This window comes from Mesorhizobium sp. M0340 (assembly GCF_040321535.1).
In the GTDB taxonomy this organism is placed as follows: Bacteria; Pseudomonadota; Alphaproteobacteria; order Rhizobiales; family Rhizobiaceae; genus Mesorhizobium.
This window is the reverse complement of sequence record NZ_JAMYRR010000026.1, coordinates 26,951-49,603: the sequence shown is the minus strand read 5'-3', so window position 1 is coordinate 49,603 and position 22,653 is coordinate 26,951. Positions and strand designations below refer to the sequence as shown.

Sequence of the window (22,653 nt, the reverse complement as noted above, 5' to 3'; positions counted from 1 at the left end):
ACCGGCAAGGCCTACGACCCGCCGGCCGCTAACAGCGACAGCGTGCGCACATTGTCGGAGCCTTCGAAATCGGCAAGCCGGGTCGGATACTGACCGGTGAAGCAGGCGTCGCAGAATTGCGGCTGCTCGTTGTCGCGGCCGGCTTCGCCGACGGCGCGATAGAGCCCGTCTATCGAGAGGAAGCCGAGCGAATCGACGCGGATGAACTCGGCCATCTCCTCCACCGACATGCGCGATGCCAGCAGCTTCGATTTCTCCGGCGTGTCGACGCCGTAAAAGCAGGAGGCGCGCGTCGGCGGCGAGGCAATGCGCATATGCACTTCCTTCGCGCCGGCATCGCGCACCATCTGCACGATCTTCTGGCTGGTGGTGCCGCGCACAATGGAATCGTCAACCAACACCACACGCTTGCCTTCGATCATGCGGCGATTGGCGTTGTGCTTCAGCTTGACGCCCATGTGGCGGATCGAATCGCCGGGCTGAATGAAGGTACGACCGACATAGTGGTTGCGGATGATGCCGAGCTCGAACGGAATGCCCGCGGCCTGCGAGAAGCCGATCGCCGCCGGCGTGCCCGAATCCGGTACCGGCACGACGATGTCCGCCTCGACTGGGCTTTCCAGGGCCAGCTCGGCGCCGATGCGCTTGCGCACTTCGTAGACATTGCGGCCTTCGACAGACGAATCCGGCCGCGCGAAATAGACATATTCGAAAATGCAGAAGCGGGTCTTCTGCGGCTCGAACGGGAACAGGCTTTCGATCCCCTTGCTGGTGACGACGACCATTTCGCCGGGCTTCAGGTCACGCACGAAACGCGCCCCGATGATATCGAGCGCACAGGTCTCCGAGGCGAGGATCCAGGCACCGTCGAGATCGCCGAGTACCAGCGGGCGGATGCCGAGCGGATCGCGGCAGCCGATCATCTTCTTGGACGTCATCGCCACCAGCGAGAAGGCGCCTTCGACCTGGCGCACCGCATCGATAAAGCGCGAATTCAGGTCGCGCTCCTTGCTGGTGGCAACCAGATGCAAGAGCGTCTCGGTATCGGAGGTGGAAGAGAAGATGGCGCCTTGCTTCTGTAGCGCGCGCTGCACGGTCATGGCGTTGGTGAGATTGCCGTTGTGGGCGACGGCAAAGCCGCCATCGGCAAGTTCGGCGAAGAAAGGCTGGATGTTGCGCAGGCCGGAGCCGCCGGTGGTGGCATAGCGCGTGTGGCCGATGGCACGGTTGCCTTGCAGGCTGTCGATGACACGCTGCTTGGTGAAGGTGTCGCCGATCAGGCCGACATGGCGTTCTACATGGAATTGGGTGCCGTCGTAGGAAACGATGCCGGCCGCTTCCTGGCCTCGATGCTGCAACGCATGCAGGCCGAGCGTTACGATGGCTGCGGCGTCCTGCCGGCCGAAAATGCCGAACACGCCGCATTCGTCGTGGAAATGGTCGTCGGCTTCGGCGGAAAGCACGTCGTCTGCGTCTGCCATTGAGGGCTCAAGCTCCGCTAAAGTCGCCATATAAGGTCATAGCGCATCGAAAGCAACGCACGTCGTGCGGCGTTCGCATGATCGTCAGTCTTGATGCCTCGCCAAGTCTGCAGATTGGCAAGTCTGTCGAAATCAGTTTGCCGGCGCCGGGTTTGCAGGTGCCGGCGTCGCGGGCGCATTGTCGGCCGGTGGCGCGTCGCTGTCATCGGGTGCCGGAGCGGTGGCGTCGTCGCCGGCGGCAGGTGCTTCCGCTGCAGGCGCGTCTGGGGCCAGAGGCGTCTCGGTGGCTGGCTGATTCGGATTGAGCTTGTTGAGGATAGCGTTTTCCGGATCCTCGGGCAGCAGGCTTTCGAGCTTGGCGCCGATCGATTCGAGCAGCGGCTTTGACTTGGCGTTGGCAATCCAGCCTGGGGCCTTGGCGCCGGCCAGCCAATTGAAGAAAAGCAGCGCAACAGCGACGACCAGGATACCGCGCGCCGCGCCATAGAGGAAGCCAAGTGTACGATCGAGCGCGCCGATCCTGGAATCGATGATCCAGTCGGCGAGCTTCATGGTGATGACCGAAACGACGATCAGCGCGACAATGAAGACGATACCGGCGGCCGCCGCCATGGCGGCCTTTTCGTTGTCGATATAGGGCTGAATGTAAGGCAGCACCGGCTTGTAGAAGAAGAAGGCGGCCGCCGCGGCGGCTGCCCAGGAGATGATCGACAGAATCTCGCGCGAAAAGCCGCGAACCATGGCGAGCATCGCCGAGACCAGGGTGAAGCCGACGAGAATTCCGTCAAGCAGCGTAATCGGCATGTTTTCGCCCCACTCCGATCTCTTTTTCGCGGCTCGACGAGCCGCATCACTCTCGCTCGTCGACGCGGCTGCGCCGTGAGCCGGCTATGCGCGCCACGAGATCGGCAAGCTCGGTGGGCTGGAAAGCGCCGGCTCCGATCCCCCCGACCCCATTACCACCGACAAGTTCCTCGCTGCCCAAGGGCAGAACCGCGCTTCCGAAACCCAGCTTTTCGGCTTCCTTGAGGCGCTGCTGCGCGTGCGCAACCGGCCTCACCGCACCCGAAAGGCTGATTTCGCCGAAATAGACGCAATCGGCGGGAAGGGCAAGACCGGTGAGCGAGGAAACCAGTGCCGCCGCCACCGCCAGATCGGCCGCCGGCTCCGAAATGCGGTAGCCGCCGGCAACGTTGAGATAGACGTCGTGGGTGCCGAAGCGGACGCCGCAATGAGCTTCCAGAACCGCCAGGATCATCGATAGCCGGGCACCGTCCCAGCCGACGACGGCGCGGCGCGGCGTGCCCAGCGTTGACGGCGCCACCAGCGCCTGGATCTCGACCAGCACCGGCCGTGTGCCCTCCATGCCGGCGAAAACCGCGGCACCCGGCGACTTCGCATGGCGCTCGCCGAGGAAAAGCTCGGACGGGTTGGCGACTTCTCGCAAGCCCTTGTCCGACATTTCGAAGACGCCGATCTCGTCGGTTGGCCCGAATCGATTCTTGACCGTGCGCAGGATGCGGAAGTGGTGGCCGCCTTCGCCCTCGAAATAGAGCACCGCGTCGACCATGTGCTCGACGACGCGTGGGCCGGCGATCTGGCCCTCCTTGGTGACATGGCCGACCAGAACGATCGCCGCCCCTGTGGATTTTGCGTAGCGGATCATCGCCTGGGCCGCGGCACGCACCTGGGTCACCGTGCCGGGCGCCGAATCGGCCATGTCGGTCCACAGCGTCTGGATCGAATCGAGAATGACCAGATCCGGCCGCTTGCCATCGGCGATGGTGGCGAGGATGTCCTCGACATTGGTTTCGGCGGCGAGCTCGACCGGGGTGTCGGCGACGCCGAGCCGCTGGGCGCGCAGCCTGATCTGGGCGACCGCCTCTTCACCCGAGACGTAGACGATGCGGTGGCCCTTTGCCGCCAGCGCGGCCGCGGCCTGGGTGAGCAGCGTCGACTTGCCGATGCCGGGATCGCCGCCGACCAGCAGCGCCGAGCCGCGCACGAAGCCGCCGCCCGTGGCGCGGTCGAGCTCGCCGATGCCGGAGACGATGCGCGGCGCGTCCTCGATGTCGCCGGACAAGGTGGTGAGCACTACGGCGCGACCCTTGCGCGCGTTACGGCTATTGGCCGGACCCGAGCCGATGCCGCCGGACGTACCTTCCTCGACCAGCGTGTTCCACTCGCCGCACGCATCGCATTTGCCGGCCCAGCGCTGATGCACCGAACCACAATTCTGGCAGATGAACTGGACGCGCGATTTGGCCATCAGGCGTGGCCCGGTTCGGGTGTGGCAGGTGCCAGCGCAGGATAGGCAGGCGGGACAGCGCCCCCCTCTGTCCTGCCGGACATCTCCCCCACGAGGGGTGAGATCGGATTGCGCTTCGGATTTCGCCAATCTCCAACGTCCCCTATTAGAGAGCCGGGTAGGATGACAGTCAATCTCCCCCCTCGTGGGGGAGCTGTCCGGCAGGACAGAGGGGGGCGCGAAGGATCGCCGTACTCCCGCATTCTTTTTGTAATGTCGGCCAAACGCTTACTCAAACCGATCCGGCAAATGATGCTCCTCGGCAAGGTCGGAGAAGCGGGTGAACTCGCCCTGGAAGGCGAGGCTGACCGAGCCGGTCGGTCCGTGGCGCTGCTTGGCGACGATGACTTCGGCCTTGCCGCGCATTTCGTTCATCTCGTGTTCCCATTTGATGTATTCGTCGGTGCCCGGCTTCGGCTCGCGGTTCTTCAGGTAGTATTCCTCGCGGTAGACGAACAGCACCACGTCGGCGTCCTGCTCGATCGAACCGGATTCGCGCAGATCCGAAAGCTGCGGGCGCTTGTCGTCGCGGCTCTCGACCTGGCGCGACAGCTGCGACAGCGCAATGATCGGCACCGCCAGCTCCTTGGCCAGCGCCTTGAGCCCGGTGGTGATCTCGGTGATCTCCTGGACGCGATTTTGCGATGATTTCGCGCTCGACCCCTGCATCAGCTGGATATAGTCGATGACGATGACGTCGAGGCCGCGCTGGCGCTTCAGGCGACGTGCCCGGGCAGACAGCTGAGCAATGGAAATGCCGCCGGTCTGATCGATGAACAGCGGGATTTTCTGCATCGTCTGCGAGCACGCGACGAGCTTTTCGAAATCCATCTCGCTTATCTCGCCGCGGCGGATTTTCGACGACGGGATTTCGGTCTGTTCGGAGATGATGCGGGTGGCCAGCTGTTCGGACGACATTTCGAGCGAAAAGAAGCCGACGACGCCGCCATTGGCCGCTTTGAACGACCCGTCGGCCTGCTGCGCCGGGACGTAGGCCTCGGCGATATTGAAGGCGATATTGGTGGCTAGCGAGGTCTTGCCCATGCCGGGGCGCCCCGCAATGATGATCAGGTCGGACGACTGCAGGCCGCCCATACGGCGGTCGAGGTCGCGCAAGCCGGTGGCGACGCCCGACAGATGCCCGTCGCGCATATAGGCGGCATTGGCCATGTCGACGGCGGTCTTGACGGCGTCGGTGAAGCTCTCGAAGCCGCCATCATAGCGGCCGGTCTCGGCCAACTCGAACAGGCGCCGCTCGGCATCCTCGATCTGGTCGGAGGGCGACATGTCGACCGGCGCGTCATAGGCGATGTTGACCATGTCCTCGCCGACGGTGATCAGCGCGCGCCGCGTGGCCAGATCGTAGATGGCGCGGCCATAGTCGGTGGCGTTGACGACCGTGACGGCCTCGACCGCCAACCGCACGACATATTGCGCCACCGTCATGTCGCCGACCTTCTCGTCGGCCGGCAGGAAGGTCTTCAGCGTGATTGGCGTCGCGATCTTGCCCATGCGGATGAGCTCAGCCGCGACCTCGAAGATCTTTCTATGCAGCGGCTCGTAGAAATGGCCGGGCTTCAGGAAGTCGGAGACGCGGTAGAAGGCATCGTTGTTGACCAGTATGGCGCCGAGCAGCGCCTGCTCGGCCTCGATGTTGTTCGGCGCCTCGCGATAGAGCGGTGTTTCCGCCACGCCGAATTTTCGTGCTGCCTCTGCCATGATGTCCCCGGTCCTGATCCCCGGTCTCTCGATATCAGAACGAGACAAGTCGGTGATGACTTATCTGCATCAGTCCCCAACCAACCAACTTTGATGCCCGCGATTCACAGCCAGGTTCTTTCGGTGGAAAGAATCTCAATTGACTCGAATCAAGATGGCGAGCCTAGCCGTTCTTGGGCGAGAACAAAACAGGAAAATAGCTGCCGGTCATTCCGGCAAGGCATCACCCCAGTCCAGTCGCCGTGCGGCCTTGAACGTCTCGCCATCGCGCTTGGTGAACAGTCGCTCGGCAGCACTCCCATCCTGTTGGCAAAGCTTCAGCAAGACCTTGCCGGAGCCCGACTTCGGCAGTGCGATCACTCGCGCTCGAGGCGGAGCGGCCGGATGGCGGGAAGCCGCGACAAAGATGAATTTCTCGTCCTCCCACGGCACCTCGGCATCCTTGGCCAGACGGTGCAGGCGCGAGCGGGCGACGCGGCGGGCGAAATGGCACCAGTCGGGAGCGACGAGAGGGCAGGGCGCCTCATGCGGGCAGGGCGCAAGCACGTGCGCCCCCGTATCGATCAGCTGCCGCCGCACGGCAAGAATACGCTGCCAGCCGGCCGGCGTGCCCGGCTCGACGACCAGCAGCGTGTCGGCGGTCAGCTGCCAGAGCCGGTCGACGAGTTTTGCCAGCGATGCCGGCGCGATCTCATCCAGCACATAGGCTGAAGTCACCAACTCGGCCGGCTCCAGATCGACCAGGTCGACGGTGACGTCGCCGGTCCGCCAGGCGGTCCTGGCCGTGATCGCATGCGCGGCAAGTGCTTCGCCGACCCTTCGTACCGCGGCGCCGGCCTCGAGCAGCACCGCCTGCTGGAGATCAGGCCAGAGATTGATTGTGGCCCAAAGCACCGTGCCAGGGCCGGCGCCGACATCGAGCAGCGTTCTCGGAGCATAATCGGGCCGCGCCTCGCTTACCGCGTCGAGGCTGGCGCGGACGGCAGCATAAGTCGCCGGCAGCCGCGTTGCCAGATAGGCCTTCACCGCCATGTCTTCGGCCATGTGCAGGCGACCGTCGCGCAACTCTGCGCGGTAGCGGTCCGACAGCGTCTTTGCCGCTTGCTTAAGCATCGGCAACGGCACCTGTTCGAGAAGGCGATCGACGCCTTGTCTAAGCGGGACGGGCAGTTCCATCGCTTAGACAGTCCGAGGTGAGAGCAGAATGACCGAGGCGCCAACGATGCAGATCGCGGCACCGGCAAGATCCCAGCGGTCGGGGTGCACGCCTTCCGCCAGCCACAGCCAGGCCAGCGAGGCGGCAATGTAGATGCCGCCATAGGCGGCGTAGGCCCGGCCCGCCGCGCTGGTGTCGACCAGCGCCAGCAGCCACGCGAATAGCGCCAGCGAGACGAGACCGGGCGCCAACCACAGCGGCGATTTTTCCAGCCGCCACCATGCCCAGAACGAAAAGCAGCCGGCGATCTCGGCAAGTGCGGCAGCGATGTAGAGGAGGTAGGTCATAAAAAAGGTCCCGCGTTGACGGGAGCCTTTTCAGCGTGCCAGTCGGCAAATGGCAAGCGGCAATGGCGCGATCGCCGGCCGTCTACTCCGGATCCACCATTTTGCGGCGGCGAGCGGGCTTGGCCGCCGGGGCCTTTTCACGACGTCCAAGATCGCGCATCTCCAGCGCCTTCTCACAATTGGCCATGTAGTCGCGCGTCATCGGCAGCGTGTCGTTCTTCTTGGCAATCTGGATCTGGAAGATCACCAGATCCTGCCAGCGGAACGCAGCTTCCGAGGCGGCAAGATAGAACTCCCACATACGGCAGAAGCGCTCGTCATAAATCGCCTTGGCCTTGTCGCGGTTGGCCGCGAAGCGTTCGCCCCAATGCTTCAGCGTCTCGGCATAATGCAGCCGCAGAACCTCGATGTCGGTGACGACGAGCCCCGATTTTTCGATGGCCGGCATCACTTCGGAGAGCGACGGAATATAGCCGCCCGGGAAGATGTATTTGCGGATGAAGGCGCTGGTCGCCCACGGCACGCCGGAGCGGCCGATCGTATGCAGCAGCATGACGCCGTCCGGCTTCAGCAGCGTCGCCGACTTGTCGAAGAAGGTGCGGAAATGATTGACGCCGACATGCTCGAACATGCCGACCGAGACGATGCGATCGAAACGTTCATTGAGTTCGCGATAGTCCTTGATGTCGAAATGAACCCGGTTTTGCAGGCCTTGCGCATGGGCGCGGTCGGTGGCGACGCCGTGCTGCTCGGTCGACAGCGTCACGCCCTGTACGTCGACGTCGAACGCCTTGGCGAGATAAAGCCCAAGCCCACCCCAGCCGGAGCCGATATCGAGCACCGTCTGGCCGGCCCTCAGCCTGAGCTTGGCGGCAATATGGCGCTTCTTGGCCGCTTGTGCCTCGTCGAGGGTCATATCCGGCTGCTCGAAATAAGCGCAGGAATATTGCATGTCCTCATCGAGGAAGAGGCGGTAGAGGTCGCCCGACAGATCGTAATGGCGCTGCACGTTGCGGCGCGCCCGCGACGCCGTGTTGATCTGCTGCAGGCGCCGGAAGGCGTGGCGCAGACCTTCGATCGCTTTCGACCAGGTGGCATCGATGCCGCCGCTGCCCATGTTCTGGAACGCAATGCGCATCACCCCCAGCACGCCGCCCTCGAGAATGTCGAGTTCACCGTCCATGTAGGCTTCCGGCACCGCCAGCATCGGATCGAACGTGATGGCGCGCTCGGCATGCCTTGTCTTGATATGCATGTGCACCGGCTCGCCGCTGCCGTCACCGAAAGTCACCATCGAGCCTTGCGGCCCTGTCACCTTGAGATTGCCTGTGCGGACCAGGCGGTCGAGAATGCGTTTCAGCAGAATATTCATGACCAAATGTCCCCTCTCGGTCAGACAGGCTGTCTTATTCTGCATCAAGATATAGGGGTTCGAAAAGTTCCATTTGGCATAAAAATGCCCGGGTACGAGGCCCGGGCATTGGTCCAGAATAGCGATTAGCCGGCGAATGCCGACGAATGACGATCAGCCGTTGTCTTCGCCGCCCTCGAACTCCGCATTCGGATCGAAGAAGTTTTCCGGTCGCGCATTATCGTTGATGTCCTCGCCGTAGATGGCTTCGGCGGTTGTCAGCGTTTCGCCCTTGGCCTGGCGCTCGGCTTCGTCGGCCGTGCGGGCAATGTTGAGCGTGATGGTAACCTCGACCTCCGGATGCAGCGCGATCGCCACATTGGTGACGCCAATGGTCTTGATCGGCTGGTTGAGCAGGATCTGGTTGCGGTTGACCGAAAAACCTTCCGCGGTCACCAGCTCGGCGATGTCGCGTGTCGAGACCGAACCATAAAGCTGACCGGTCTCGCCGGCCGAGCGCACGGCGATGAAGCTCTTGCCGTCGAGCTTTTCTGCAATCTGCGCGGCCTCGGACTTGCGCTCCAGGTTGCGGGCTTCCAGTTGCGCCCGCTGTCCCTCGAACTTCTTCTTGTTAGCTTCGTTGGCGCGCAGCGCCTTGCCCTGCGGCAACAGGAAATTGCGGGCGAATCCGTCCTTGACCTTGACGGTGTCGCCCATCTGGCCGAGGCGGGAAACGCGTTCGAGAAGAATGACTTCCATGGTTTTGTTCCTTCGCTTGGGCGCTATCCTCAGGATCGGCGCCGAGTTGTCTGGAACAGGTCAGGAAGCTGGGGCGTCGCCGCCTGTGTCGCTGTCCTGCCTGTCGCGGCAGTTAGGATCTCTTGTCGAAATCCAACCCGGGATTTGGTGTTCGATCCGGCTACGCCCGTCGTGGCCGGCGACAAAAAGCGGGCGGCGAACCGCCCGCGTAGATTTATCGGACCACGTAGGGCAGCAGGCCGAGGAAGCGGGCACGCTTGATCGCCTTGGCGAGTTCGCGCTGCTTCTTCTGGCTGACGGCGGTGATGCGCGATGGCACGATCTTGCCGCGCTCGGAGATGTAGCGCTGCAGAAGCCGCACGTCCTTGTAGTCGATCTTCGGCGCGTTGGCGCCGGAGAACGGGCAAGTCTTGCGGCGGCGGTGGAAGGGGCGCCGGGTTGGGATCTGATTGATGTCGACCATTATTCTGCCGCTCCTTCAAAGCCTTCGCGCGGACGGCGCGGGCCACGATCGGCACCGCCATCGCCGAAGCTGCGCGGCGGACGATCACCGCGGTCACCGCGATCGCGGTCGCCGAATGAGCGCGGGCCACGGTCGCGGTCGCCGAAGCCGCCGCGTTCCGACCGCTCTTCGCGCTTCTGCATCATTGCCGACGGACCTTCCTCATGCGCATCGACCTTGATGGTCAGGAAACGCAGTACGTCCTCGGACAGACCCATCTGGCGCTCCATTTCGTTGAGCGCGGCCGGCGGGCAGGTGATGTCCATGAGTGTATAATATGCCTTCCGGTTCTTGTTCACCCGGTAGGTGAGGGACTTCAGTCCCCAGTTCTCGACCCGGCCGACGGACCCGCCATTCGCGGTGATGACGCCCTTGTACTGTTCGACAAGCGCATCGACCTGCTGCTGCGAGAGGTCCTGCCGAGCAAGAAACACATGTTCGTATAGAGCCATAGTGTTCGTGCCTTTCTTCGTTTCTCTCCCGGTTCCCTGCGGCAAAAGCCTCTGCAACTTCTCTGACCCGCAATCCTTGCGAAGGCGGGGAAGAAAGGAGCATGACGAGACGGTCGAGAGCGGAGACACGGGAGGCGGAAGCGCTTCCGGCTTCACACGAAGGTTTCGAAAAACCTCCGGCCCTCCGTTCAGCCCCCAGCAAGGACCGGCAGATTGCGGGCGTCTATACAGGAATTTGGCCGCAAGGCAAGGGCAAACGGCCGACGTGTCGTAAGCAGATGAGTTGCACGCGAGTTGTCCGGTTTTATCGGGCTGCTGGCCTCATTCGCAAGGTCTTATGGATTTCCTGCCCGGACCCAAGGATGTTTTCCGGCATTTCGCCTGACAAAACAAACCGGATGCCCTGTTCGTATAATCGCGGGAGACGATCGAGGTAACGCCAACAAATCGAACAGCTCTACGCAGTCGGCAATCAGCTGCAACAATTCCCGTCTCTCGACGGCACGATCGGAGTTCGCGCATCACGCTGCAACTTCAGCTGCCTCAGCTCGTGTGTGCAGCCACTTTGCCTGTGGTTTCGGGGAAGAAATCGGGCGCCGCATGGCGCTTGCCGAACATCATGTCGTATTGCAGCAGACGGAAGTCGCGGATTGCCGGATCGATCTCTTTCTGACGCGACCAATCGGGGATGGCGTCGCCTTCCGGTGCCAACAGCAAATTACGGTCGATGACGCGGTAGCGCTCTCGCAACTGGCCGAGGAAGCCGGTGTAATATGGATGGCTGATGCCGGCCGTTTTCAGGATATGGTAGGGCAGGAAGGCCGGGCTGACGGCGCCCAGATCCTCGGCCGGGCCGCTGCGGTTCGACCAGACGATCAATGGTGTCTGGTGGTGCTGCAGCATCTGGTCGGCCGCCTCCTTGCGCGGCGCGACATTGTCCTTCAGGAAACCGGTCTCGACGTAGACCGGCCCAAGCGGCGGCAGGTGATCGCCGAAGAATGCGATGACGGTCGGCCGCTCGCGTTTCTTCGCCCATTCGATCAGCCGTTCGAGGCCGCGGTCCGCATCGGAAGAGCCTTCGGCGTAGCTCAACAGCGATTCACGTGCCCATTGGCTGATCGGCGCCTGCACCTTGTGGGTCGGATTGTTATAGCGATACGGCTCATACGGCCCGTGGTTCTGCAGGCTGACGGCGAAAAAGAAGACCGGCTCGGCGCTGGTATCGGCTTCGCGGATGATCTCGTCGGTCATCGCTGCGTCCGACGCGAGCGGTCCGCGTTTCTGCATGGGCGGCAACGTCTCCTCGGACTTGAAGTCGTTGAAGCCGAAATCGGCATAGACGGCCCCCCGATTCCAGAACCAGTTGGTGCCGGGATGGATGGCGCGTGCCCGGTAGCCCTGACTTTTCAGGAAGGTCGCCAGCGAGGGGGTCGGTGTCCGCACATATTGCTGGTAGGGAATGCTGCCCGCCGGCAGGAAGGCGTTGGAAAAGCCGGTCAGGGCCTCGAACTCGATGTTGGCCGTCATGCCGCCGAACTCGGGCGAGAACATGTAGCCCGTGCGCAGTGCCCGCACATTGGGGATAGGGTCGGGTGTGATGGTGACGCCGGGCAGCTTGGTCGGATCCCAGAAGGATTCGCTCATCACGACGATGATGTCGGGCTTCTCGGCAGGTACCGAGGCGGTCACCTGCGGTTTGCCGATCGCTTCGATCGCCTTGTCGGAATAGCCGGGCGGCGCCGAGACATGCGCCATCGGGACGTTCAGCGCGAAGGCGAGCGCAAAACCGTTCGAGGCATAGTTTTCCTTCTGGTCCCACATAATCGGGATGATCTGCAGCCGGTCGCGCGTCCACGAGAAAGTGGCATAGTCCATGATGGAGACGAAGAAAGCGATCAGCGGCACCGTCAGCGTCAGCCGGGCAAGGCGGCCCTTGTGGCTGAGCGCCGGAACGCGGCGGCGCCATAACCGCCAGCCATAGACGAGCAGCGACAGCCCGCCGACGATGCCGATCGCCAGGGCAATGGCGGTTCCCGGGCGGTCGCGGACCAGGAGCGGCATCAGTGCCACGATCTGCCGGGAATAGAGGAAATCGGTCGGATAGAGCGGATCGCCGAGATAGAGCGACTTCTGGTGGCCGACGAACGCCAGCGACAATGTCAGCGGCGCGACGATCATCAGGCTTTGATGGCTGCGGCCGAGCACGGCGTCGAGGCCGATGAGGATCAGCGCAAAAATGATGATCGTGGTCCAGCCGGGTTTGAAAGGCTGCAGAAAGAAATCAATGGTGCCGGCAAAGTTGCCGCGCACGATCAGTTCGATGGCAAACACCAGGATGGCCGCAGCCAGCAAGCTGATAAGGCCATAGCGGATGACAGGCCATCTGCGCGCCGGCAGATAGCCAGTCGACGGATCGCCTTCAAGAAACTGTGGCGCCGCCTCGGCTGCGCTCTGCTTGGTCTTTGCCACTTCAATAGTTCCCCGGCCCGCAACAAAGGCGTCACTCGATTGTCATCGAACTGTCACGCAAAGCCTAGCGCCTGCGGCGGAAATAAGAAGAGCCAGCAAACAAATCGTGAGCGGTTTTCATCATGAGTGATCGCCAAAAAGCCTGCCGAAACAGGCACTCGGCCGACGCTGAGCGGTCAAGGTTGGACTTGACTTGGGCGCACGCCTTGCGTCACAGGCAGCGAGAACCAGCAGCTGGGAGCCGACGATGGCCATCGCATTCACCTTTCCGGGGCAGGGCAGCCAGGCCGTCGGCATGGGCAAGGACCTCGCCGATACTTTTGTGGAATCGCGGCGGATCTTCGAGGAAGTCGACGACGCGCTCGGTGAAAAACTATCGCAGCTGATCTGGGAAGGCCCGGAAGAGACGCTGACGCTGACCGCCAATGCCCAGCCGGCACTGATGGCGGTGTCACTTGCCGCAGTCCGGGCGCTGGAGGCGCGCGGCTTCTCCCTGAACGGCAAGGTCACCTATGTCGCCGGCCATTCGCTCGGTGAATATTCGGCACTTGCGGCCGCTGGTTTCGTTTCGGTCGCCGACGCCGCCCGGCTGTTGCGTATCCGCGGCAATGCCATGCAGGCGGCTGTACCGGCCGGCGAGGGCGCCATGGCGGCGATCATCGGGCTGGAACAGGCCGACGTCGAGGCCGCTTGCGCAGAGGCCGCCCAAGGCACCGCCAAAGATCCCGCGCAAGCCTTGGTGTGCCAGATCGCCAACGACAATGGCGGCGGCCAGCTGGTGATCTCCGGCGCCAGGCCGGCGGTCGAACTGGCGGCGAAGCTATGCACGGAGAAGGGCGCCAAGCGGGCGCTGATGCTGCAGGTTTCGGCGCCCTTCCATTCGGCATTGATGAAGCCTGCGGCCGAGATCATGCGGGAGGCGCTGGCCGCCGTGACTAAGAGTGCGCCCGCCGTGCCGCTGGTCTCCAACGTTACGGTGGCCCCGACGAGCGATCCCGACGAGATTGCGCGCCGCCTCGTCGAACAGGTGGTCGGGCGCGTGCGCTGGCGCGAAACGGTGGAGTGGTTCGGCAGCAACGGCGTTGCGACGCTTTACGAAGTGGGCGCCGGCAAGGTGCTGTCGGGGCTGGCCCGCCGCATCAACCGCGATATTGCCACCACTGCCATCGGATCCGCGGCGGATGTCGAGGCGGCGCTGGCGGCGCTTGCATAATCAACTGGCGATTTGACCCCGCTCCATGCAAAGGGTGTTCGCTCAGATCAGGAGGCAAGAATGTTCGAATTGACCGGCCGCAAGGCGCTCGTCACCGGCGCATCGGGAGGTATCGGCGAGGCGATCGCCCGCGTGCTGCACGGCCAGGGCGCCATCGTCGGCCTGCATGGCACACGTATCGAGAAATTGGAGGCGCTGGCTGCCGAACTGGGCGACCGGGTCAAGCTTTTCCCGGCCAATCTTTCCAACCGCGACGACGTCAAGGCGCTCGGCCAGAAGGCGGAGGCCGACCTCGAAGGCGTCGACATCCTCGTCAACAATGCCGGCATCACCAAGGACGGGTTGTTCGTGCGCATGGCTGACGCCGACTGGGATAGCGTGCTCGAGGTCAACCTGACCGCCGTGTTCCGGCTGACCCGTGAGCTTACCCATCCGATGATGCGGCGCCGCCATGGCCGCATCATCAACATCACTTCAGTGGTTGGCGTCACCGGCAATCCCGGCCAGACCAATTACTGCGCCTCCAAAGCCGGTATGATCGGCTTTACCAAATCGCTGGCGCAGGAGATCGCCACCCGCAATATCACCGTCAACTGCGTCGCCCCGGGCTTCATCGAATCGGCGATGACCGCCAAGCTCAACGACAAGCAGAAAGAGGCGATCATGGCGGCGATCCCGACCCGGCGCATGGGCACGGGCGCCGAAGTCGCCTCTGCCGTCGCCTACCTCGCTTCCAACGAGGCAGCCTACGTCACCGGCCAGACCATTCATGTCAATGGCGGCATGGCAATGATCTAACACTTGGGAAAACGCTTCATTCCGTCTTGGATGCACGGGATTTTTCGTGTAATGCCGCCCGCAACCCGGCGGTTCGGGCAAAAACCGGTCCTGTTCCGCTGCGTTTCCGGCAGGACCATCTTTCAGCTTGATTAGCGGCATTCTGCCCGCTAACGAAGACAGACAACCAAAAGACGAGGATGCCCAAATGAGTGACACCGCAGAGCGCGTCAAGAAGATCGTCATCGAGCACCTTGGCGTCGATGCCGACAAGGTGACGGAGCAGGCGAGCTTCATCGATGATCTGGGCGCGGACAGCCTCGACACGGTCGAACTTGTCATGGCGTTCGAAGAAGAGTTCGGTGTCGAGATCCCGGACGACGCCGCCGAGACCATCCTGACTGTTGGCGATGCGGTGAAATACATCGACAAGGCCTCGGCCTGACGCTATTTGCAGTCATCACCGAGGAGGACCTGCGATGAGGCGTGTCGTCGTCACGGGCCTTGGGCTGCTTTCGCCGTTCGGCATGGGCTTCGAGCACAGCTGGAAGGAGCTTCTAACCGGCCGCAGCGCAGCCAAGCGCATCACCGAATTCGAGGTGGAAGACCTTGCCTGCAAGGTCGCCCACGTCATTCCGCGCGGTGACGGCTCCAACGCCACTTTCAATCCTGAAGCCGTTCTCGAGCCGAAGGAACTGCGTAAGATCGGCGATTTTATCCTGTACGGAATCGCGGCCGCCGACGAGGCACTCAAGGATTCCGGCTGGCAGCCGAAGACGCACGAGGATCAGTGCGCCACCGGCGTGCTGATCGGTTCTGGCATCGGCGGCATCGAAGGCATCGCCGAGAATGCGATGATCCTCAAGGAACGCGGCCCGCGCCGCATCAGCCCGTTCTTCATCCCCGGCCAGATCATCAACCTCGTCTCCGGCCAGGTCTCGATCCGGCATGGGCTGAAAGGCCCAAACCACGCCGTTGTCACCGCTTGCTCGACCGGTGCCCACGCCATCGGCGACGCCGCCCGCCTGATCATCTGGGGCGATGCAGACGTTATGGTCGCAGGCGGCGCCGAAGCGCCGGTGACGAGACTCTCGGTCGCCGGGTTCGCCGCTTGCCGCGCGCTCTCCACCGAGCGCAACGACGCGCCGCAAACGGCCTCGCGCCCCTATGATCGCGATCGCGACGGCTTCGTCATGGGCGAGGGCGCCGGTGTTGTCGTGCTCGAGGAACTCGAACACGCCAAGGCCCGCGGCGCCAAGATCTATGCCGAGGTCACCGGCTACGGTCTGACCGGCGACGCCTATCACATCACCGCGCCTGCCGAGGATGGCGACGGCGCTTTCCGTTGCATGACAGCGGCGCTAAACCGGGCGAAGCTGACGCCCGCAGATGTCGACTACATCAACGCGCACGGCACATCGACCATGGCCGACACGATCGAACTCGGCGCCGTCGAACGGCTGGTCGGCAACGCCGCCTCTAAGATATCGATGTCGTCGACCAAATCGTCGATTGGCCACCTGCTGGGCGCGGCTGGTGCTGCCGAGGCGATCTTTTCGATCCTCGCCATTCGCGACAACATCGCGCCGCCGACCATCAATCTCGACAATCCGGAGCGCGAAACGGCGATCGACCTGGTGCCGCACAAGCCGCGAGCCCGGCAGATCGACGTGGCGCTGTCCAACTCCTTCGGCTTCGGTGGCACCAACGCCTCGCTCGTCTTCCAGCGCTACAATGGCTGACCGCTCTGCCGGTTTCCGTCTGCCGTCAATTTTGCCATATTCGCCCCTACTCTGCCCGAGGGGATTCGTCGCAAGATCAAATGGTAGGGCGCTATGAACACAAATCCGGCCGATAACGGGGAATTCGGGCAACGGCCAGCAACGTCCGGCCCGATCGTGCCGAAAACGGCCAGCGAGGCGTTGCGGCCCGAGGCCGGCACGCCGCCGCCGAAGCGCTCGCGTGCCTCGCGCAGCCAGTTCGTCGTGTTCATGAACTTTGTCATCTCTTCGGTGATGCTGATGGTTCTGGCGGCAGGCGTTGCGCTGTATTTCGGCAAGCAGGAGTTCAACGAGCCCGGCCCGTCGGCCAATGGGGATACTTTCCTGGTCAAGCCGAATAGCGGCGTCCAGGAGATCGCCGACCAGCTTGAGCGGCGAGGACTGATCAGCGACGCCCGCATTTTCCGCCTTGGCGTGCGCGCCTTCGGCAATGATTCCGCCCTGAAGGCCGGCGAATACGAGATCAAGCCGCAGGCGTCGATGCACGACATCATGGAACTGCTGAAGAGCGGCAAGTCGGTGATGTATTCGCTGACTATCCCCGAGGGGCTGACGGTGGAGCAGGCGCTGCAACGGATCGCCGAGCAGGACGCGCTGACCGGCGATATGCCGTCGACCACTCCACCTGAGGGCAGCCTCGCCACCGACACGCTGCGCTTCACCCGCGGCGCAACACGCCAGCAGATGGTCGACAAGCTTCTGGCCGACCAGAAGAAGCTGGTCGACGAGGTCTGGCAGCGCCGAGCGCCAGATCTGCCGATCGCCAATGTTGAGGATTTTGTCACCCTGGCCTCGATCGTCGAGAAGGAGACCGGCAAGGGCGATGAACGCTCGCGCGTAGCCGCCGTCTTCCTCAATCGGCTGGCCAAGGGTATGCGGCTGCAGTCGGACCCGACCATCATCTACGGCCTCTTCGGTGGCAAGGGCAAACCTATCGATCGCCCGATCTATCAGTCGGACATCCAGAAGCCGACGCCCTACAACACCTATCTGATCAACGGTTTGCCGCCGACGCCGATCGCCAATCCCGGCCGTGCGGCGCTGGAGGCCGTCGCCAATCCGTCGAAGACCAGCGATCTCTACTTCGTCGCCGACGGCAGCGGCGGCCACGTCTTTGCCTCGACGCTCGATGAGCATAACGAGAATGTCGCTCGCTACCGGGCACTGCTGAAAAAGCAGGCGCAGGACGCCGCCAAGGCCGGGGCAACCAATACCGGAGCCGACACGCCGGCGGGAGCCATCGTTGACGATGCGGGCGCCACCGCCGCCCAGTAGGGCCGGACGCCATCAGGTTGGCCCTGTGCATGTCCGGGTGGATGTGCAAGGGCTGCTATGGCATTGAAATTCACATGATCCTGCCCGGAGAAAATCGCTCCGGCTTGAGGGCATTCGGCAAAGGGACGCACGGCTACATGAACTTGCAGAGCATGACCGGTTTTGCGCGCAGTGTCGCCGAACACGACGGTACTTCGATTGCCTGGGAAGCCAAGTCCGTCAACGGCAAAAGCGTCGAGGTCAGGTTGCGGCTGCCGCAAGGTTTCGACCGGCTGGAGCCGGCCGTCCGGCAGACGGTGCAAAAGCGTTTTGCGCGCGGCAATTTCCAGATGACGCTGACCATTGGCCGCGCCGCCGGCGCGCAAGCGCAACCCGTGGTCAACGAGGCTTTCCTGAAGGATCTGGCGGGCTTGGCCAAGCGGCTGCAGGAGGAGTTCGGAGTAGCCCCTGCGGCGGCCGACGGCCTGCTTGCGCTGCGCGGCGTCCTCGACATTCCCGAAACCATCGAAACCGAAGAGGCGCGCAGTGCGCTCGATACCGCGATACTGTCGGCGCTGGAAGCAGCACTGAACGGGCTGCAGCAGGCGCGCCAGGGCGAAGGTGCCGCACTTCGTGCCCTGCTGTCCGGCCATATCGATGCCATCGAGGCGCTGACGCTGCGGGCCGAGGCCGATCCATCACGCGAGCCGGCCACGATCCGCGAAAGGCTCGCCGAGCAGATCCGCTTGTTGATGGACGCGTCCGCCAATCTGGACGCCAGCCGGCTGCATATGGAAGCGGCGTTTCTGGCCACCAAGGCCGACATACGCGAGGAAATCGACAGGCTGAAGACGCACGTGGCGTCGGGGCGGGCGCTGCTCGCCGGCGGTGGCGCCATCGGCCGCAAGCTCGATTTCCTGGCACAGGAATTCAACCGCGAATCGAATACGCTGTGTTCCAAGTCGAATGCTGCCGCAGTCACCGCCATCGGGCTGGAGCTGAAGGCGGTCGTCGACCAGTTTCGCGAACAGGTCCAGAATCTGGAATGATCCCGATGCCAAGCCACATGACTGCCAAGCCCCATGACCGCTAGGGATTTGGGTTCCCGCATTCGGCGCCGCGGGCTGATGCTGGTCTTGTCGTCGCCCTCAGGCGCCGGCAAGTCGACGATTGCGCGCAATCTGCTGGAGAGCGATTCCAGCCTAGAATTGTCGGTCTCGGTCACCACGCGGCCACGCCGCGGCAGCGAGATAGAGGGCGTCCATTACCACTTCCGCACCATGCGCGAGTTCGAGCGGCTACGCGATTCCGATGCGCTGCTCGAATGGGCGGAGGTGCACGGCAATTGCTACGCGACCCCGCGCGAGCCGGCCGAACAGGCGCTGGCCGAAGGCCGCGACATGCTGTTCGACATCGACTGGCAAGGCGCTCAGCAGCTCAAGGAGAAGATGCGCGCCGACATCGTCTCGATCTTCATCCTGCCGCCATCGATGAAGGAATTGAAGGCGCGGCTGAAGCGTCGCGCCGAGGACCAGGAAGCGGTGATCGAGACGCGGCTCAAGAACGCCCGCAACGAGATCGAGCACTGGAAGGAGTATGATTTCGTCATCGTCAACGACGATCTCGACCGCGCTTTCGCCGAGGTGCGCGGCATCGTTACGGCCGAACGGCTCAGACGCGATCGCCGGCCGGGCCTGTTCGATTTCGTCTCGGGGCTGCTCGATGAGAAGACGGATTGATCAAGGCGCTGTCCCCGCGACCAGGATCAGATTGCGGCTGAGCGCGGCGTCGCGCAGTTCCAATGCCGCGGCATATTCGGCGGAGCGGTACCAACGCCGCGCCGTGTCCATGTCGGGGAATTCCACGATGATCAGCGGCCCGGGAGACCAGTCGCCTTCCAACCTTTCCACCTCGCCGCCGCGTACCAGACAGCGCCCGCCATGCTGGGCGATGGAGGCAGCCGCACGGGCGCGGTAGGCTTCGATAGCCTCGGCGTCACGGATCGTGACGTCGGAAATGACATAGGCGGCCACTGTTTGCCTCCGGGCAGGGTATGTCCGGCTATCTATGCCATGAGAGCGGAAATTCCACGCGGACGCTTCCCGGCATCACACCGCGTTGGTCAGGCGAACGAATTCCTCGACGCTGAGCGTCTCCGCACGCCTGGTCGGATCAATGCCGGCGCGGGTGAGCAGTGCCTCGCCGCCGAGGCTTTTCACGCTCTGCCGCAGCATTTTCCGGCGCTGGCCGAATGCCGCTTCGGTGACGCGGCTAAGCCGTTTGACCTCTGCCGGCAAGGGGCTGGCGCGCGGCACCAGATGCACCACCGAGGACGTCACCTTGGGTGGCGGTGTGAACGCCTGGGGCGGCACGTCGAAGACAATCCTCGCCTCCGTCCGCCAGCCTGCAAGCACGCCGAGCCGGCCATAGGCCTCGCTGCCGGGGCTGGCTGCAATGCGTTCGGCGACCTCGCGCTGGAACATCAGCGTCATCGACGCGTAGAAAGGCGGCCACTCGGTCACGGTCAGCCAGCGGATCAGCAATTCGGTGCCGATATTGTAAGGCAGGTTGGCAACGATTTTCACCGACCCCCCGCTTCCCGGCGCTCCTTTGGCAAGCGCTGCAAAATCAGTTTTCAGCGCATCGCCGGCCACGATCTCGAGCCGACCCGGATAGTGGTTCGCGATCTCGGCCAAGGCCGCCAGGCAGCGCTCATCGCGCTCGATCGCGACGACCCGGCGGGCGCCGTTGAGGAGCAGGGCCCGAGTCAGCCCGCCCGGACCGGGACCGACCTCGATAACCGTAACGTTGCTCAGGTCGCCGGCGGTCCGCGCAATCTTGCTTGTCAGGTTAAGGTCGAGCAGAAAATTCTGGCCGAGTGCCTTGTTCGCCTGCAGCCCATAGCGCTCGATCACCTCGCGCAGTGCCGGCAGGCCGTCTATGCTCATCGGGTTGGGCTCATCGGGCTGGGCTCATCGGGCTGGGCTCGTCGGGTTAAGGCCATCGAATTGGGCTCATTGGGCCCAGTGGCCTACGGCCTTTTCCCGGTATCGGCAAGCAGGCGAGCGAGTTTCAGCGCCGCAATCAGGCTGTCGGCACGGGCAATGCCCTTGCCGGCGATGTCGAAGGCGGTGCCGTGGTCGGGCGAGGTGCGGATGAAGGGCAGGCCGAGCGTGACGTTGACTGCCTCGTCAAACGCCAGCGCCTTGGCGGGGATCAGCGCCTGGTCATGATACATGCAGAGCACCACGTCATAGCCGGCGCGGGCGCGAGCGTGAAACAGGGTGTCGGCCGGCAATGGCCCGAAGGCTTCTATTCCTTCCTGCCTCAGCCTGTCGATCGCCGGGCGCACGATCCGCTCGTCTTCGGTGCCTATCGCGCCGCCTTCGCCGGCATGAGGGTTGAGGCCGGCGATGGCGAGCCGCGGCTTGGCAATTCCGAAGCGGTTTGCAAGGTCGGCGGCGGTAATGCGGCCGGTGGCGACGATCAGGTCGGTCGTCAGCGCCTTCGGCACCTCGGCCAGTGCGATGTGAATGGTGACCGGCACGGTGCGCAGGTCCGGACCGGCAAGCAGCATCACCGGCGTCACTTCGGTGCCGGTGTGAAGTGATGCCAGATGCGCCAGATATTCGGTGTGCCCGGGAAAGCGAAAGCCGGCATCGTAGAGCGGCTTCTTGGCAATCGGGCAGGTGACGACCGCGGCAGCGCGGCCGGCCAGGCAGTCGGCAACGGCGCGGTCGATCGCCTCGATGATTCCGGCGGCGTTGGCTGGATCCGGGCGGCCGGGACTGTCGACGAAACGGGCGGAAAGCGCCACCACCGGCAGCGCGCGCGAAAACACACTAGGCGCTAGCGCCGGCGTCGTCTCGGCAATCGCGATATCGGTGCCGAGCCCGTGCGCCCGCGCGGCAATCAGCGCCGGATCGGCAAGGAGATAAAAAGACGGAACGCCGGCGCTGTCGCGGGCCTGCCAAGCGGCGATGGCGATGTCCGGCCCCACGCCGGACGGATCGCCGACGCTCAACGCCAGCGGAAGCTCTGCGTCAGGCATGGCGATCGCGACTTCAGCGCTCGATGATGCGGGCTTTCTTCCGCAACTCCTCGACGTATTTCTTTGAGAGCTCATCGGCGTTCTTGTCGCTCGAGCCCTCGCTCTGGAACACCATCTGCGCGACTTTGTCGTCCGACACTTCGCGCGAGGAGCAGATGCCGACGAATTCGACGCCGCGGTCGGTCTCGCGCGTCGCGGTGGCGCCGCCGACCTTGGTGGCCTTGATCTGCTCGGCCCAGTCCGGCGGCAGTTGCGGCGCCAGCACCCGGCCGAGGTCGCGAACGGTGACATCGATCAGGCCCTTGGCGAATTCGCGGGTGGTGTTGCAGCCGTTGAAGCGGGCGCGCATGGCATCGGCTTCGCGCTTGCGCTTGGCCAGCGTCGCGCTGCGCTCGGCTGCCGGCACCACGAAGATGACCTGCTGCAGCATGTATTCGGTGGCGCTCGGCTTGCTGCCGCCTTTTTCGAGCATGCGCTTGACGACGTCCTGCTCGCTTATGGCGCCGCCCCCGTCGGCGGAGCGGTAGCGCGCGGACAGCGCCTGGTTCCAGGCCATCTGCGCTCGGATGAATTCCTTGAAGTGCTCCTTGGTGACGCCTGATTGCGCCATCACACCATCAAGCTGCTTGAGCTGCATCTTGTTGTTCGTGGCGAAACGCTGATAGGCGGCATCGACCTGCGCATCGCTGATGCGGATGCCTAGGCGCCGGGCCTCGGCCGAGCGCAGCGTCTGATCTATCATTTCCTGGCCGGCATCGCCCTTTCTGCGCTGCAGGCGCAGGAAAGCGGCCCGATGCTGGATGTCGCCTGTGGTGATCGGTACGTTGTTGACGACGTATTTGATCTCGGTGGCGAAAGCCGGCGGCGTCACTGCGGTGGTCGAGAACGCCACCAGCAGCGCGAACCCTGCCGAAAAGAGGTATTTCCTCATCGAAAGCATCCCAGTTCCATCCCGATTCGACCCAACCCATCCCAGTTCAGGTCGCCGAAATCCGTGCCTGCTCTATGCGGCGAAACAATGTCGTCCGCCAGC

Annotated in this window: 22 protein-coding genes; 7 read left to right on the top strand and 15 right to left on the bottom strand. The window is 63.6% G+C overall.

Annotated elements, in window-relative coordinates:
• Positions 1–11: 11 nt before the first annotated feature.
• The 11 genes from purF to NKI79_RS27460 all read right to left on the bottom strand — a co-directional run bounded on the left by purF (position 12) and on the right by NKI79_RS27460 (position 12,544).
• Positions 12–1,481 (bottom strand): amidophosphoribosyltransferase, encoded by a 1,470-nt coding sequence (gene purF, locus NKI79_RS27510; protein ID WP_352479226.1) that lies wholly within the window; start codon positions 1,479–1,481, stop codon positions 12–14.
• A gap of 132 nt (positions 1,482–1,613) precedes the next feature.
• Positions 1,614–2,285 carry a CvpA family protein gene (locus NKI79_RS27505; protein WP_254820238.1) on the bottom strand — a complete coding sequence of 224 codons (672 nt, stop codon included), beginning with the start codon at positions 2,283–2,285 and terminating at the stop codon, positions 1,614–1,616.
• Positions 2,286–2,331: 46 nt separating this feature from the next.
• A complete protein-coding gene (gene radA, locus NKI79_RS27500) occupies positions 2,332–3,750 on the bottom strand; it encodes a DNA repair protein RadA (protein WP_352806007.1) in 1,419 nt (472 codons plus the stop codon).
• A 267-nt stretch (positions 3,751–4,017) separates the two neighbouring features.
• The gene (locus tag NKI79_RS27495) at positions 4,018–5,508 is read right to left on the bottom strand and encodes a replicative DNA helicase (protein WP_023677714.1); all 1,491 of its coding nucleotides are present in this window, start codon (positions 5,506–5,508) and stop codon (positions 4,018–4,020) included.
• A gap of 207 nt (positions 5,509–5,715) precedes the next feature.
• Complete coding sequence (locus NKI79_RS27490) at positions 5,716–6,684, bottom strand: small ribosomal subunit Rsm22 family protein (protein WP_352806004.1); 969 nt, start codon at positions 6,682–6,684, stop codon at positions 5,716–5,718.
• Positions 6,685–6,687: 3 nt separating this feature from the next.
• The gene (locus NKI79_RS27485; RefSeq protein ID WP_352806002.1) at positions 6,688–7,011 is read right to left on the bottom strand and encodes a YnfA family protein; all 324 of its coding nucleotides are present in this window, start codon (positions 7,009–7,011) and stop codon (positions 6,688–6,690) included.
• An 82-nt stretch (positions 7,012–7,093) separates the two neighbouring features.
• Positions 7,094–8,383, bottom strand: a complete 1,290-nt coding sequence (locus NKI79_RS27480) for a cyclopropane fatty acid synthase (protein WP_352647378.1) — start codon at positions 8,381–8,383, stop codon at positions 7,094–7,096.
• A 153-nt stretch (positions 8,384–8,536) separates the two neighbouring features.
• Positions 8,537–9,121, bottom strand: a complete 585-nt coding sequence (gene rplI / locus NKI79_RS27475; RefSeq protein WP_254820243.1) for a 50S ribosomal protein L9 — start codon at positions 9,119–9,121, stop codon at positions 8,537–8,539.
• A 214-nt stretch (positions 9,122–9,335) separates the two neighbouring features.
• Complete coding sequence (rpsR, locus tag NKI79_RS27470; protein ID WP_006203718.1) at positions 9,336–9,584, bottom strand: 30S ribosomal protein S18; 249 nt, start codon at positions 9,582–9,584, stop codon at positions 9,336–9,338.
• On the bottom strand, positions 9,584–10,075 hold the full coding sequence (rpsF, locus tag NKI79_RS27465) for a 30S ribosomal protein S6 (protein ID WP_254820244.1): 492 nt from the start codon (positions 10,073–10,075) through the stop codon (positions 9,584–9,586). Before rpsF ends, rpsR begins: the two co-directional genes overlap by 1 nt.
• A gap of 543 nt (positions 10,076–10,618) precedes the next feature.
• Entirely contained in the window at positions 10,619–12,544 is a 1,926-nt protein-coding gene (locus tag NKI79_RS27460; RefSeq protein ID WP_352805999.1) for an LTA synthase family protein, read from the bottom strand.
• A 247-nt stretch (positions 12,545–12,791) separates the two neighbouring features.
• Here NKI79_RS27460 and fabD point away from each other — a divergent pair, with 247 nt between their 5' ends.
• From fabD to gmk, 7 genes are all read left to right on the top strand, one after another.
• Entirely contained in the window at positions 12,792–13,757 is a 966-nt protein-coding gene (fabD, locus tag NKI79_RS27455; protein WP_352805996.1) for an ACP S-malonyltransferase, read from the top strand.
• A 60-nt stretch (positions 13,758–13,817) separates the two neighbouring features.
• Entirely contained in the window at positions 13,818–14,555 is a 738-nt protein-coding gene (fabG, locus tag NKI79_RS27450; protein WP_352805994.1) for a 3-oxoacyl-[acyl-carrier-protein] reductase, read from the top strand.
• A gap of 187 nt (positions 14,556–14,742) precedes the next feature.
• Positions 14,743–14,979, top strand: a complete 237-nt coding sequence (locus NKI79_RS27445; protein ID WP_006203723.1) for an acyl carrier protein — start codon at positions 14,743–14,745, stop codon at positions 14,977–14,979.
• A 34-nt stretch (positions 14,980–15,013) separates the two neighbouring features.
• Positions 15,014–16,276 (top strand): beta-ketoacyl-ACP synthase II, encoded by a 1,263-nt coding sequence (gene fabF / locus NKI79_RS27440; protein WP_352805992.1) that lies wholly within the window; start codon positions 15,014–15,016, stop codon positions 16,274–16,276.
• A 93-nt stretch (positions 16,277–16,369) separates the two neighbouring features.
• Complete coding sequence (gene mltG, locus NKI79_RS27435; RefSeq protein ID WP_352479235.1) at positions 16,370–17,590, top strand: endolytic transglycosylase MltG; 1,221 nt, start codon at positions 16,370–16,372, stop codon at positions 17,588–17,590.
• A 137-nt stretch (positions 17,591–17,727) separates the two neighbouring features.
• Positions 17,728–18,618 carry a YicC/YloC family endoribonuclease gene (locus tag NKI79_RS27430; RefSeq protein ID WP_352806030.1) on the top strand — a complete coding sequence of 297 codons (891 nt, stop codon included), beginning with the start codon at positions 17,728–17,730 and terminating at the stop codon, positions 18,616–18,618.
• Between the two features lie 33 nt (positions 18,619–18,651).
• Positions 18,652–19,308 carry a guanylate kinase gene (gene gmk / locus NKI79_RS27425; protein ID WP_254820312.1) on the top strand — a complete coding sequence of 219 codons (657 nt, stop codon included), beginning with the start codon at positions 18,652–18,654 and terminating at the stop codon, positions 19,306–19,308.
• On the opposite strand, the gene NKI79_RS27420 is transcribed toward gmk, so the two are convergent.
• The 4 genes from NKI79_RS27420 to NKI79_RS27405 all read right to left on the bottom strand — a co-directional run bounded on the left by NKI79_RS27420 (position 19,309) and on the right by NKI79_RS27405 (position 22,560).
• Positions 19,309–19,602 carry a DUF1330 domain-containing protein gene (locus NKI79_RS27420; protein ID WP_352805990.1) on the bottom strand — a complete coding sequence of 98 codons (294 nt, stop codon included), beginning with the start codon at positions 19,600–19,602 and terminating at the stop codon, positions 19,309–19,311.
• A gap of 75 nt (positions 19,603–19,677) precedes the next feature.
• The gene (rsmA, locus tag NKI79_RS27415; RefSeq protein WP_352805987.1) at positions 19,678–20,517 is read right to left on the bottom strand and encodes a 16S rRNA (adenine(1518)-N(6)/adenine(1519)-N(6))-dimethyltransferase RsmA; all 840 of its coding nucleotides are present in this window, start codon (positions 20,515–20,517) and stop codon (positions 19,678–19,680) included.
• Between the two features lie 83 nt (positions 20,518–20,600).
• A complete protein-coding gene (pdxA, locus tag NKI79_RS27410; protein WP_352802448.1) occupies positions 20,601–21,620 on the bottom strand; it encodes a 4-hydroxythreonine-4-phosphate dehydrogenase PdxA in 1,020 nt (339 codons plus the stop codon).
• Between the two features lie 13 nt (positions 21,621–21,633).
• Positions 21,634–22,560, bottom strand: a complete 927-nt coding sequence (locus tag NKI79_RS27405; RefSeq protein ID WP_352479239.1) for a peptidylprolyl isomerase — start codon at positions 22,558–22,560, stop codon at positions 21,634–21,636.
• Between the last annotated feature and the right edge of the window lie 93 nt (positions 22,561–22,653).